The sequence below is a fragment of the Nocardia tenerifensis NBRC 101015 genome, assembly GCF_000308715.1.
GTDB lineage: Bacteria > Actinomycetota > Actinomycetes > Mycobacteriales > Mycobacteriaceae > Nocardia > Nocardia tenerifensis.
In genome coordinates, this window is the sequence record NZ_BAGH01000325.1 from 1 (window position 1) to 12,404 (window position 12,404).

Here is a 12,404-nt window from a genome sequence, read left to right on the forward strand (position 1 = left end):
GCCCATGTCACGCCAGTACGACGAGTCGACGTGGCCCTGCACGCGCGCGCCCTCGGCGAGCAGCGTCGGGAACACCTCGCGCTCCACCGAGACCGGGCGGCCCGTCGGGATCTTCTCGATGTACTCGCGCCGGAAGACGTAGCAGCCGGCGTTGATCTGATCGGTCGGCGGGTCCTGCGTCTTCTCCAGGAACGCGGTGACCCGGCCGGACTCGTCGGTCGGCACGCAGCCGAAGGCCCTCGGGTCGCTCACCCGGACCAGGTGCAGCGTGACGTCGGCGTTGGTCGACTCGTGGGTGTCGAGAATCGCGCCGAGCTCGGTGCCGCCGAGCACGTCGCCGTTGAACACCATCACGGTGTCCGCGCGCAGCTTGGGCAGCACGTTGCGGATGCCGCCGCCGGTGCCGAGCGGCTCGGTCTCGGTGACGTACTCGAGCTCGAGACCCAGGTCGGAGCCGTCGCCGAAGTGCTCCTCGAACACCTCCGCCTTGAACGACGTGCCGAGCACGACGTGGGTGATCCCGGCGTCGGCGATGCGGGCGAGCAGATGCGTGAGGAACGGCAGCCCGGCCGTCGGCAGCATCGGCTTCGGCGCCGAGAGGGTCAGCGGACGTAGCCGTGTGCCCTTACCGCCCACCAGGATCACTGCGTCGGTGCCTGCGTTTCCTGCCATTCAAGGTCCTCTGTTCACAGTGGATCGATTGTCGCGCGCGCCGATCGGCGCGCGGCCTGCGCCGGTACACATCGTGCCCGCATCGAAACCATGCGGACACGTGCCCATTGTCGTTCAGCCGCGTGCCGGGTGACTCGCTTCTCTGCCTGTTGCGCGGGTCTTAGGCCTTACCCGCGTCCTGCGCCTGTTGGCGCAGCGCAGATCGAACCGCAATCCGGGAGCGCACCGCAAGTCCGGCCCGCAGCGCCAGCCGCAACGGCAGCTGCCACCAGTGCGGATGCCGGTCGGCCTGGAAACGGTAGGCGCTCGCGTGGTGCGCGGGCAGCATCACCTCGGGGTGCCGCCCGGCGGCGTGGCCCTTGGCGTGGGTGACCTCCGCGGACGGCACGAACACGTTGTGCCACCCCGCCTTGCCCATCCGGTCGCCGAAGTCGACGTCCTCCATGTACATGAAGTAGCGCGAGTCGAACCCGTCGATCGAGTCGAAGGCCGCGCGGCGCACCAGCAGGCAGGAGCCGGACAGCCAGCCGACGACGCGCTCGGAGATCTCCTCGTTCTCCTGGCGGTAGCGGCGGGTCCAGGGGTTCGACTTCCACACCGTGCCGAGGATCGCGTGGCCCGCGCCGTCGAGCAGGCCGGGCACCCGGCGGGCCGAGGGGTACACGCTGCCGTCCGGCTCCAGCACCATCGGGCCGAGCGCCCCCGCCCTCGGCCAGCGCTTCGCGGCGGCGAGCAGCTGGTCGATCGAGTCGGTGCCCCAGCGGATGTCCGGATTGGCGATCACCACGAACTCGATGTCCGGGTCGATCTCGGCGACCGCCCGGTTGATCGCGCCGCCGTAGCCGATATTGCCGCCGGTACGCAGCAGCCGCACATGCGAATTGGCCTCGGCGATCAGCTCGGGCACGCCGTCGGTCGACCCGTTGTCGGCGAGAATCACCTGCGGCTTCTCGGTGGTCGCGTCGGCGAGCGTGGTGATGAAGTGCTCGAGGTGCTCGCCCGGTGAATAGGTCACCGTGACGACGGCCAGCCCCTTATGAGGGGATTCGATGGTTCGCTCGCTGCGCTCACTCACGACCGCACAGCCTAGTCGGACAGCCTGGCGAGCGCGTCCCCCAGTGCCTGCCGCCATGGACGCAGCGGCGTCAACCCCGCACCGTCCCACGCACGGTGCGACAACACCGAATACGCCGGGCGCCGTGCGGGTCTGGGAAAAGCGGAGGAGTCACACGGGCGGACCCGCTCCGGGTCGGCGCCGACGCCCTCGAACACCGCCCGCGCCAGCTCGAACCAACTGGCCTGACCCGCGTTGGTGGCGTGCAGCAGGCGCGGGGCGTCCGGGCGGTCGGTGAGTTCCAGCAGCGCCGCCGCGAGATCGGCCGCGTACGTGGGCGCGCCGAGCTGATCGTCGACCACGTCCACGGTGTCGCGCTCGCGCTCGAGCCGCAGCATGGTCGCGACGAAATCGCTTCCGCGCCCGGCGTATACCCACGCCGTCCGCACCACGTGCGCGCGCGGCGCGAGCCGCAGCACGGCCTGTTCGCCTGCGAGTTTGGACCGCCCGTAGACGCTGGTGGGGCCGGTCGGATCGGTGGTCTCGTAGGGACGATCGTGCGCACCGGCGAACACGTAGTCGGTGGACACGTGAATGAGCCGGGCGTCGACGCGCGCGCACGCCTCGGCCAGCACCGCGGGCCCGGTCTCGTTGCCCGCGAACGCCGCGGCCTCGTCGGACTCGGCCTGGTCGACCGCGGTGTAGGCGGCGCAGTTGAGCACCGCGTCGCCCGGTTCGAGGATGGCGGCGACCGCGTCCGGGTCGGTGATGTCGAGGTCGCGGCGGCCGAAGGCGCGGGCATCGGGCGCGAGCCGGATGAGTTCCCGCCCGAGTTGACCACCCGCTCCCGTCACGACGAGACGCACGGGCCGGGCGGCGGACGGTGTCGAAGCTGTCACACGGTCGAGTCTGGCACGCCGCCGCACCTGCGGATTGCGGATGGCCGCGCCGCCATTCGTTAGCCTTCAGTCAGTTGCCCCGGCCGGCGCCTGCCGCATCCGAGGGTTTGCCGAGCGGGTGCCGGGGGATAAGGAAAGGTGGGGTGGTCGCACCGAACGTGCCGTCGAACCAGGCCCAGAGCTTGTCGAAAGGATGTCGAGTTGTCGAGGGGACAGAGAATAGCTGCGACGCAAGGGGTTCCGGGTGTCCCGGCCGCTTAGGGGGCCCGCGCGGCCGCGTAAAGCCGAATGGTCGCTGCCCGCGGGCGGTCCGCTGCGCGCGTCCGCGGCGATCCTGGCCGTCGTGGTGCTCGTCATCACCGGTTTCGCCTGGCACAGCGTCGACAGCCTGATCTCCAATATCGAGCGGATCGGCAACCTGGGACTCGGCGGCGGCCGCGACGGCGCGGTGGACATCCTGCTGGTCGGCGTCGACAGCCGCACCGACGCGCACGGCAACCCGCTCTCGGATCGCGAACGCGCGCTGCTGCACGCGGGCGACGAGGTCGGCACCAACACCGACACCATCGTGCTGGTCCGGGTGCCCAACGACGGCCGCTCCGCCACCGCCATCTCCATCCCGCGCGACTCCTACGTCGACATCCCCGATCTCGGCAAGGGCAAGATCAACTCGGCCTACGGCGCGACCAAGGAGACCCAGCGACTGAAGCTGATGAACCAGGGCGTGCCGGAGGCCGAGGCGGACAAGCAGTCCACCCAGGCGGGCCGCCAGGCGTTGATCAAATCCGTTGCCAACCTGACCGGCATCAGCGTCGACCACTACGCCGAGGTGAGCCTGCTCGGCTTCGTGCTGCTCACCGACGCGGTCGGCGGCGTCGAGGTGTGCCTGAACAATCCGGTCGACGAGTGGATGTCCGGCGCCGACTTCCCGGCGGGGCGGCAGCGGCTCGACGGGCCGTCGGCCCTGAGTTTCGTGCGCCAGCGCCACGACCTGCCCCGCGGCGACCTCGATCGCATCGTGCGCCAGCAGGTGTTCATGGCGCAGCTGGTCGGGCAGGTGCTAAACGCCAAGACGCTCAGCAATCCGGGGCGGATGAAGCAGCTCAGCGACGCGGTCGGGCGCACGGTCGTGCTGGACGACGACTGGGACGTGCTCGCGTTTCTGCAACAGCTCCAGGATCTTTCGGGCGGGGAGGTGAAGTTCGAGACCATTCCGGTCACCGACCTGAACTACATGACCGCCGGCGGCGAATCGGTGGTGCGGGTCGATCCCAAGGCGGTCAAGTCCTACGTCGGCTCGCTGGTCGACGGGAAATCCACCGACGCGGACGAGCCCGGCGTGGATCCCGCCACGGTGACCGCGAGCGTGTACAACGCGAGCGGGATCGGCGGCCTGGCGGGCCAGGTCGCGCAGGCCTTGCGCGGCAAGGGTTTCCACGAGGGCGTGGTCGGCAACTACTCCGGGTCCGGCGTGTCGAGCAGCCGGGTGCTCGCCGCGAACGCCTCCGACGCCAAGGCCAAGGAGGTGGCCAAGGCGCTCGGCGGGCTGCCGGTGATCGCGGACGCGACGCTGTCGCCGGATTCGGTGAGCGTCGTGCTGGCGAGCGACTATTCTGGTCCGGGCTCTTCGGCAGGGGGCATGTTCGACTTCTCCGGAACGTCGAGCGCCACCGCGACGCCGGTCCCGCCCGCCCCACCGATCGACGCAGGCCAGAACGGACCGAAATGCGTGAATTAGACCATGCGTGAATTCGAGCAGGCGCACACCCTGACCGAGCAGGTGCTCGATCCGATTCTCGCGCGCGACCCGGCGGGTCCGCGCGTGACCTACTACGACGACGCCACCGGCGCGCGGATCGAGCTGTCCGGGCTGACCCTGGCGAACTGGGCGGCCAAGACCGCCAACCTCATTCGCGACGAGTTCGGCCTCAGCCCCGGCGCCCGGATCGCGGTGCTGCTGCCCGCGCACTGGCAGACCGCCGCCGTGCTGCTCGGCTGCTGGTGGGCGGGCACCGAGGTGGTGCTGCGCCCCGACGAGCACGCCGAGCTGGCCCTGGTCACCCCCGACCTGCTCGACGACGCCGACGGCATCCCCGAGGTCGCGGCGCTGTCGCTGGACGCCATGGGCGCGCCGGTCCGGGATCTCCCCGTCGGCGTCACCGACTTCGCCACCTCCGTCCGGGTGCACGGCGACCAGTTCATGCCCGCGGGCGCGGGCGCCGCACTCGACGGCATGCCGGTCTCGGAGGTGTTCGCCGAGGCGAAGAAATCCGCCATGCGCCAAGGCTTCTCCGAGGGCGACCGGGTGCTTTCCACCACCCCCTGGGACACCCCCGCCGAACTCATCGACGGCTTCGTCGCCGTCCTCGCCGCCGGCGCCTCCCTGGTCCAGGTGGTCAATCCCGACCCCGCCCAGCGCGAGCGTCGGATCGAGTCCGAGCGCGTCACCGCCCAACGCGGCTGACCTGTCCACCGAGCCGCGCCGGAACTGTTCACCGCCAGGCGTCATCACCGGCGCAGGCCTCGACGCGTGGCCCCCGGCACAGCTGAAACCGGTCGCCGCTTCACCACACGGCGTAGCCGACGTGCCCGGCCACCAGTCGCGCGCCTTCGACATCCGTGCGCCCGATCGCGTGCGATCTCGTCCGTCGGACATCGGAAGCGTCGGGTTCCTCGGTGTGCGGGCGGACAACCTCGTGGGGTGCGGGGATGCCTCGGCGCATTAGCTCGCACTTCGGTGGGGCCGGTCGATCGACCTCGGGGTCTCCTACCACGGTATAGGCGAAACTCCGACTAGAGGACGTTCCACATTCCGGCCGGGTTCCGTACGGTGGGTGTATCGCACAACGTCGGAGTTGGTGAATGATGAAGCCGCAGTATTGGTTCCGCTGGTTGTCCGTTCAAGGTGCTCCCCGGCTCGCGCTGCGCCTGCACGCGCGCCGCGGCGACCCGTTCGCCGAATTGATGGGCGGGCCGAGAGGTGTCGCCGATCCGTACCCGCTCATCGAGCGGCTACGCGGCGAGGGCAGGCTGATCCGCACCCCGATCGCCTGGGCGACGTTCGACCACGAGCTGTGCCGATCGATCCTGCGCGACAACCGATTCGGCGTGCGCACCACCGAGAGTTTCGACATCCCCGGCCCGATGCAGAAGCTGGCCAAGCACTCCCCGCTGCCGCCGAATCCGGTGGAACCACCGTCCATGCTGGTGATCGATCCGCCGGAGCACACCCGGATGCGCAAGCCGGTCGCCTCCGCGTTCACCCCGCGCGCCATCGGTAGGCTGCGCGACCGCGTCGAGACGGTCACCGCGGAGCTGCTAGAGGCGCTGCCCGCCGGCGGCTCGGCCGACCTGATCACCGCCTTCGCCGCCCAGGTCCCGATCGCGATCATCTCCGAGATGCTCGGTTTCCCCGACTCGGACAAGGAACGGTTCCTGCAGTGGGGCGACCGGATGACGCCGCTGCTCGACGTCGGCATCTCCTGGCGCGCCCACCGGCGCGCGCTGCGCGCCATGGAGGTGATGAACGACTACCTCGACACCCACATCCGGCGCCTGCGTCGCAGTCCGGGCGACGACATCTTCAGCGCCCTGGTCACCGCGGGCGAGCTCGACGAGTTCGAGCTGAAGGCCTCGGCGAGCCTGCTGATGGGCGCGGGGTTCGAGACCACCGTCAACCTGATCGGCAACGGAGTCGTCCAGTTGCTCGAACACCCCGAGCAGCTGGCGCGGCTGCGCGCCGAGCCCGAGCTGTGGCCCAACGCCGTCGAGGAGGTGCTCCGCTTCGACTCCCCGGTGCAGACCACCGCGCGAACCGCGGTGTGCGACGTGGAGATCGCGGGCACGCGGGTGCGCGCGGGCGACACGGTGGTGCTGTCGCTGGCGGGGGCCAACCGCGATCCCGCGGTGTTCCCCGAGCCGGACCGCTTCGACGTCGGCCGCGCGAATGCCAAGGAGCACCTCTCGTTCAGCAGCGGCGTGCACGTCTGCCTCGGCGCCAGCCTGGCCAGGATGGAGGGTGTCTACGCCCTGCAAGCGTTGTTCGACCGCTTCCCAGACCTGGCGCTGGACGGACCGCCGCGGCGGCGCGAGCTGTTCACGCTGCACGGTTACGAACAGCTGCCGGTGCGCCTGGGTCAGCGCGCGGTGGCGCCCGAACCGACCTCCGTCTGATACGAGACCTGTTGCGCGCCAAGCGGTGAGAGGTATTTAGCCGAAGCCGACCGCCTGCTCGCCCCAGGCGGTGTGCAGTTCGGCGTCCGGGTCGTCCACCACGCGGTCGATCGTGTCGATGAGCAGGGTGGTGCGCGTCGAAGGCCGGTACGGCGGCCAGTGTTTCGAGCCGTCCAGCGCGGCGGGCACGCCGTGGGTGGCGAAAGCCAACCAGCGCCGCATCATTCGGCCCGACACCTCCATGGCCACCTTGCGGCCGCCGAGCCAGAACGTCGGGTCGTGGTTGAACGTGCCGAAATTGCCGAAGACATAAGGCAATTCGGTGGCGTGCCCGGCCCCGACCCGGGCCGCCCGCAGCATCGGCGTCGCGTGGTCGAACCGGTACATCCAGGTGGGCGAGTGCTGCGCGTGCCCGTCGGCCACCCAGTGCGCGGGCATCCGGAACGCCGCGTCGCCGGACATGGCCAGCGCGCCGCGCGTCTTGTCCAGATCAGGGTAGGCCGAGGTGATCTCGGCGATACGCTCGTGCGACAGCTCCGGGTGACTGGCCGCCACGTCGTTGAGCATGGCGTTCACCGCGTCCGGGGTCACCGGCATGATCGGCGAGCGGAAGATCCGGAACAGCGATGCCTCATCCCTGTTGGCCCCGATCATCAGCGGCACCCGATGCGAGCGCCCGGCCTGGAACCGCTCGATCGGATAGGTCGGCAACAGCTCGCCGTCGACCACCGGCGCGGCCGCCAGCCTGCCCGGTTCCTTCAACGGAACCTCGTCCAGCAGGATGCCCGCGACCTCGACGATCTTCTCGATCGGCCAGTCGAGCAGCTCGACCGCCCGGTGTGCGGGCAACTCCAGCAGCTCGAGGAAGCGCTTGGCCACCCCGGCGGCCCGTTCCTGGCCGAACACGGTGGTGGCGGGCGGGCTCTGCGCGATGGCCCGGTGGAACAGCCCTGCCGCGCGCGGCGAGGTCAGCAGCGCGGTGACGCACCCGGCGCCGGAGGATTCGCCGAACAGCGTGACATTGCCGGGGTCGCCGCCGAACGCGGCGATATTGTCACGCACCCACTCCAGCGCGGCGATCTGGTCGTGCAGACCCAGATTCGGGGTGAACGGGCCGGGCAGCGAGGACAGATCGAGGAAGCCGAACGCGCCGATCCGGTAGTTCACGGTGACCACCACGACGTCGCCGGTCTCGGCCAGCTTGCGTCCGTCGTAGATGCCCTGCGCCGCGGTGCCGAGGCAGTAGGCGCCCCCGTGCAGCCAGACCATGACCGGACGCGGCTCGCCCGTCTCGAGGCTGTGTGCGATCTCGCCGCCGTCGCGGCGCGGCGCCCAGACGCTCAGCCACAGGCAGTCCTCGCCCATCCGCAGATCGGAGTCGACGGGGACCATGTTGCCCATGGTCTGCGGCGCGATCTCGCCGAAGGTGGCGCAGTCCCTGGTTCCGTCCCATGCCGGGGCGGGGCGCGGCGGAAGGAATCTGTGGGCTCCGCTCGGCGCCGCCGCGTAGGGAATGCTGCGCCATACCGCCACCGGTCCGTCCCAGCGGCCGCGTACCGCGCCCGAGGTCGTGGTGGCGATCGGTTCGGCGCCGCCCACGTCCCGGCCCGGCTCCACATCGAACTGAGCGCTCATGGTTCGCACCTCCTGCCAGGGACCCCTCGGTGTGCTGCCGGTTTGCTCCAGCGGGCCCCGCACCTCATGATCTCTTCTTCGAGAGTACGTCCACGCCGACGACCTGGGAGCGTGACGTTCCAATATGGGGCCACGAAGGTACGCTTGTCCGATGCCGAGTTACAGCTACCGGTGCCGTAGTTGCGGGGACACCTTCGAGGTGAACCGACCGATGGCGGAGTCGTCGAATCCGGCGTCCTGCCCGAGCGGCCATGCCGACACAGTCAAGCTGCTGACCACGTTCGCCACGGTCAGCCGGGGTAGCGCGCCGCAGGCGTCGAGCCCGCCCGCGCGTCCGGCCGGTGGAGGCTGCTGCGGGGGCGGCTGCTGCTCCTGAGCGCGGCCCAGGCCGGTTCAGTCGCGGCGGTCGGCGTGGCCGAGATCACGCTCCGGCGCGACGCGGTCGCGCACGCGTTGCTTGAGCACCGCGATATCGGGAAAACCGCCGTCCGCCTTGCGTTCCCAGACCTGCTCGCCGTCGACGGTGATGCGGAAGACGCCGCCCGTGCCCGGAATCAGCGCCACCTCACCGAGTTCGGTGGCGAAGGTGCTCAACAGTTCCTGCGCCATCCAGCTCGCGCGCAGCAGCCAGCGGCACTGGGTGCAGTACTCGATCGCGACACGGGACATAGTCGGTGAGGGTACTCAGGCCTCGATCTCACCGTCGAGGTAGACCCAGGCGCCGTCGGCGCGCAGGAACCGGCTGACCTCGTGCAGCGAGCCGCGCGAGCCGTCCGCCCGGTAGTGCGCGACGAACTCGACCAGGCCGGTCTCGTCGAACAGTCCGCCGTCGGCGGTGCGCAGTATCTCCAGGAACAACCACCGCTGCCCGGGATCGAGCGCCAACTCCGCGGGCCTGGTCCGCGGATGCCACGACAGGCGTAGATAGTCGATGTCCCCCACCGCGAAAGCCGTGTAGCGCGAACGCATCAACGCCTCGGCGGTCGCCGCCGCCCGCTTCCCGCTCAGCACCGGCCCGCAGCAGTCGTCGAAGGCCTCGCCCCGGCCACACGGACACATCCGCGTCCCACTCATAGCTCGATTCTCTCGTGCCGACCACGACCAAGGTCGAACCGGGGTGGTCGCCGCGGGCGCGGGCAACCGGACACGATAGCGCGTCCAACCCTTGATTTGCCTCGAAAACTGTTCGCTTGCAGCGTAATTCGCGCACAGCGAACATGCGTTCCGGTAATCTCCGCGCCCTCCTACGCTCGGCTGCATGGCAACCAACGGACTCACCCTCGACGATTCGGTGCACGAACGACTCCTGCGCGAGCGGGTCATCTTCCTCGGCAGTCAGGTCGACGACGACATCGCCAACCGGCTGTGCTCCCAGTTGCTTCTGCTCGCCGCCGAGGACGACGAGCAGGACATCAGCTTCTACATCAACTCCCCCGGCGGCTCGGTCGACGCGGGCATGGCGATCTACGACACGATGAACTACATCGGCTGCGACGTCGCCACCTTCGGCATGGGCATGGCCGGCTCGATGGGTCAGTTCCTGCTGACCTGCGGCACGCCGGGCAAGCGACACGCGCTGGCGCACACCAGGATCATCATGCATCAGCCCTCGGCCGGGCTCGGCGGATCCGCGGCCGACATCCAGATCCTGGCCGAGCAGCACGCGCACATGAAACGACAGCTCGGCGAGCTGCTGGCCCAGCACACCGGGCAGAGCTACGAGCAGATCCTGCTCGACTGGGATCGCGACCGCTGGTTCACCGCGGCCGAGGCCCGCGACTACGGGATGATCGACCACATCATCAGCGGACCGCCCAGCCGGGCGATCCCGGTTACCTAGCGGCTCAATGGGTTTGGACCGCGGCGAGCGCCTTGGCGATCGCGACGGTCTGTTCGCGCCAGCGGCGCAGGTCGGTGACGCTCGGGGCGAGCTCGTAGTCGTGGTGGTGCGCGGCCCGCGACAGCGCGGCCCACAGCGCGGCCACCTGCGCCGCCACCTCGGGCCCGGCGAAGGTGCGCAACGCGATCAGCTGCGCCCGCATGGGGCAGCGCATCAGCGGAGGCGCTAGACGCGCCCACAACTCGTCCACCGACTGCTCCAACGCGATGCGCAGAATCCACGCGGTAGCCCGCGACCACAACCCACCCGCATCGGTCACCGACCCCGACAGCAGCCGATCCACGGTGTCGAGCCGCTCCCCCACCGACGGCCTCGGCCGCCGAGAACCTTTCGCCGCCCGGCGCTTACCGCCGCGCCCACCCCCATTAGCACCGCGCCCACCACCCGAGCCGCGCCCGCCACCCTCAGAACCGCGCCCGCCACCATTGTCGCCACGCCCAGCGCCGTTGGCACCGCGCCCACCCCCTCGGAACGGCGTCTGCCACCATCGGAGCTACGCCCACCGCCAGTGGCGCGACCACCGCCCTCGGTCTCGCGCCCACCGCCCGCAGTGCCACGCCCGCCGCGACTGGTGCCGCGCCCATCACCCTCGGTGCCGCGGTCGCCGCGACCGGTGCTGCGCATTCTTCCGTTGCTGCCGCGTCCACCGCCGCCGGTCTCGTGCCCGCCGCTCTCGGTCCCGCGCCCGCCACCACTGAAACCGGGCGTGCCTGAGTCGGTGCTGCCTCCACCGCCGTCAGTGTCGCGACCATCGCCGTCGGTGTCGCGCCCGCCGCCGTCGGATTCGCGGCGCGGACCGTGTTGGGTCACCGGCGGGCCGCCGTCAGCGTGCGAGCCATGCTACGAATCTCTCTGTTTCCGTGATCAATTCGCGCATGCCGCGGCCGATCGGTACGTGGGCGCCTGCCGTTGCGTCGCGTAGGGCCTCGACGACCCACTTGCCTTCGCGGGCGACCAGGTGCTTGTTGAGGTCGTCGACTTTGCCGCCTACGCCCATCACCGCCAAAGCGACCTTCGCCCTAGTGGATTGGGCGGCGTCGATGTGGCGCTCGACCTCGCGGTGGTTCATGCCGTCGGCGAGCAGGGTGCGTCTGGCGCGGCCGAGGCTCGCGGCCTCTACCGCGGAGCGGCAGCAGGTGGCGACCAGTTCGTCGGCGATGGCCTGCGGGAGCTGGGGGGTTCGCACGAGCGCGCGGGCGTCGTCGAGGTAGCGGCGGACCGGGTCGCTGGACACGCGCACCTCGACGATCGAGCGGTCGCGGCGCTGCACCTCGAGCACGGTGGCGTCGAGCTGCATGCGGCGCACCGCCTCGGCCAGCCGCTCGTCGTGGGTGAACACGACCACCTGCCGCGTCCACGCGACCGCCGCGAGCACCCTGGCCAGCCCGTCCACCTTCGCCGGGTCCATCGCCTGCACCGGGTCGTCGATCATGACGAAGCGGAACGGGCTCTCCTCGACTGTCGCCCTGGGCAGGAACAGCGAGAGCCCGAGCGCGTGCAGCTCACCCTGGCTCATCACGCCGAGCGCGGCGCCGTCCACGTCGTCGACGGTGACGTCCAGCAGCACCCTGCGGGCCGTTCCGGCGTTGCCCTGCAGGCGAATCGCGCCGAGCTCGACATTGCTCTGCTGGCGCAGCGTCTGCCAGACCCAGCGCGCCGTGGTCTCCAGCGGCGTCATGCGTTCCCCGCGCAGGCCCGCGGTGGCGGACTTGAGCCAGTCCTCGGCCTTCTTGACGGTGCGCAGCTCGGCCGCGCGGGCGGCCACCTCGCGCGCGCCCTCGAGCCAGCTCACGATGCGCGGGACCAGCGGGGTCCACACCTCGTCGAGGCGGTCGAGCTCCTTGCGGGTGCCCTGCTGGACCAGGTCGAGCTCGTCGACCAGCCGCGCGTGCGCCCCGCGCAGCCGGTCGGGCAGGTCGGCGGTGTAGTCGGCGGAGGTGAGCGCGGCCCAGTCGGCCCAGGCGCGGCGGACGGCCGAGGTGTCGACCGACGGCGGGTTGCGCGGATCGAAATCCAGTTCCGGCGGAACGAGATCCGGCAAGGACCGGGCCGCGCGCAGGGCGTCGCTGAG

Annotated in this window: 11 protein-coding genes and 2 pseudogenes; 5 read left to right on the forward strand and 8 right to left on the reverse strand. The window is 70.5% G+C overall.

All coding sequences use genetic code 11. The annotated features are described in order from the left end of the window. From manB to rfbD, 3 genes and pseudogenes are all read right to left on the reverse strand, one after another. Positions 1-672, reverse strand: a pseudogene (manB, locus tag ON39_RS26115) (mannose-1-phosphate guanylyltransferase ManB); the annotation flags it as partial. Positions 673-832: 160 nt separating this feature from the next. Beyond that, on the reverse strand, positions 833-1,747 hold the full coding sequence (locus tag ON39_RS26120; RefSeq protein ID WP_281278345.1) for a glycosyltransferase family 2 protein: 915 nt from the start codon (positions 1,745-1,747) through the stop codon (positions 833-835). Positions 1,748-1,758: 11 nt separating this feature from the next. After that, positions 1,759-2,625, reverse strand: coding sequence for a dTDP-4-dehydrorhamnose reductase (gene rfbD, locus ON39_RS26125; RefSeq protein ID WP_040738379.1), 867 nt, complete (start codon positions 2,623-2,625; stop codon positions 1,759-1,761). Positions 2,626-2,869: 244 nt separating this feature from the next. On the opposite strand from rfbD, the gene ON39_RS26130 reads away from it, so the two are divergent. The 3 genes from ON39_RS26130 to ON39_RS26140 all read left to right on the forward strand — a co-directional run bounded on the left by ON39_RS26130 (position 2,870) and on the right by ON39_RS26140 (position 6,798). Continuing rightward, positions 2,870-4,363, forward strand: coding sequence for an LCP family protein (locus ON39_RS26130; RefSeq protein ID WP_444543776.1), 1,494 nt, complete (start codon positions 2,870-2,872; stop codon positions 4,361-4,363). Between the two features lie 3 nt (positions 4,364-4,366). Beyond that, on the forward strand, positions 4,367-5,089 hold the full coding sequence (locus ON39_RS26135) for a TIGR03089 family protein (protein WP_040738381.1): 723 nt from the start codon (positions 4,367-4,369) through the stop codon (positions 5,087-5,089). A gap of 401 nt (positions 5,090-5,490) precedes the next feature. Then, complete coding sequence (locus ON39_RS26140; RefSeq protein WP_040738397.1) at positions 5,491-6,798, forward strand: cytochrome P450; 1,308 nt, start codon at positions 5,491-5,493, stop codon at positions 6,796-6,798. 36 nt (positions 6,799-6,834) lie between these two features. On the opposite strand, the gene ON39_RS26145 is transcribed toward ON39_RS26140, so the two are convergent. Next, the gene (locus tag ON39_RS26145; protein ID WP_083894696.1) at positions 6,835-8,433 is read right to left on the reverse strand and encodes a carboxylesterase/lipase family protein; all 1,599 of its coding nucleotides are present in this window, start codon (positions 8,431-8,433) and stop codon (positions 6,835-6,837) included. A gap of 151 nt (positions 8,434-8,584) precedes the next feature. Here ON39_RS26145 and ON39_RS47565 point away from each other — a divergent pair, with 151 nt between their 5' ends. Then, positions 8,585-8,809 (forward strand): FmdB family zinc ribbon protein, encoded by a 225-nt coding sequence (locus tag ON39_RS47565; RefSeq protein ID WP_040738383.1) that lies wholly within the window; start codon positions 8,585-8,587, stop codon positions 8,807-8,809. Between the two features lie 17 nt (positions 8,810-8,826). Here the strand turns inward: ON39_RS47565 and ON39_RS26155 are convergent, their stop codons facing one another. Together ON39_RS26155 and ON39_RS26160 are read right to left on the reverse strand one after the other, a co-directional pair. Then, on the reverse strand, positions 8,827-9,102 hold the full coding sequence (locus ON39_RS26155; RefSeq protein WP_040738385.1) for an Rdx family protein: 276 nt from the start codon (positions 9,100-9,102) through the stop codon (positions 8,827-8,829). Positions 9,103-9,117: 15 nt separating this feature from the next. Continuing rightward, positions 9,118-9,507: a YchJ family protein gene (locus ON39_RS26160; protein WP_040738387.1), complete on the reverse strand. Its 390-nt coding sequence runs from the start codon at positions 9,505-9,507 to the stop codon at positions 9,118-9,120. Between the two features lie 184 nt (positions 9,508-9,691). Between ON39_RS26160 and ON39_RS26165 the strand changes: the two genes are divergently transcribed. Then, positions 9,692-10,273 (forward strand): ATP-dependent Clp protease proteolytic subunit, encoded by a 582-nt coding sequence (locus tag ON39_RS26165; protein ID WP_040738389.1) that lies wholly within the window; start codon positions 9,692-9,694, stop codon positions 10,271-10,273. A gap of 4 nt (positions 10,274-10,277) precedes the next feature. On the opposite strand, the gene ON39_RS26170 is transcribed toward ON39_RS26165, so the two are convergent. After that, positions 10,278-10,637 carry a hypothetical protein gene (locus tag ON39_RS26170; RefSeq protein ID WP_040738391.1) on the reverse strand — a complete coding sequence of 120 codons (360 nt, stop codon included), beginning with the start codon at positions 10,635-10,637 and terminating at the stop codon, positions 10,278-10,280. A 519-nt stretch (positions 10,638-11,156) separates the two neighbouring features. Continuing rightward, positions 11,157-12,404, reverse strand: a pseudogene (locus ON39_RS26175) (hypothetical protein); the annotation flags it as partial.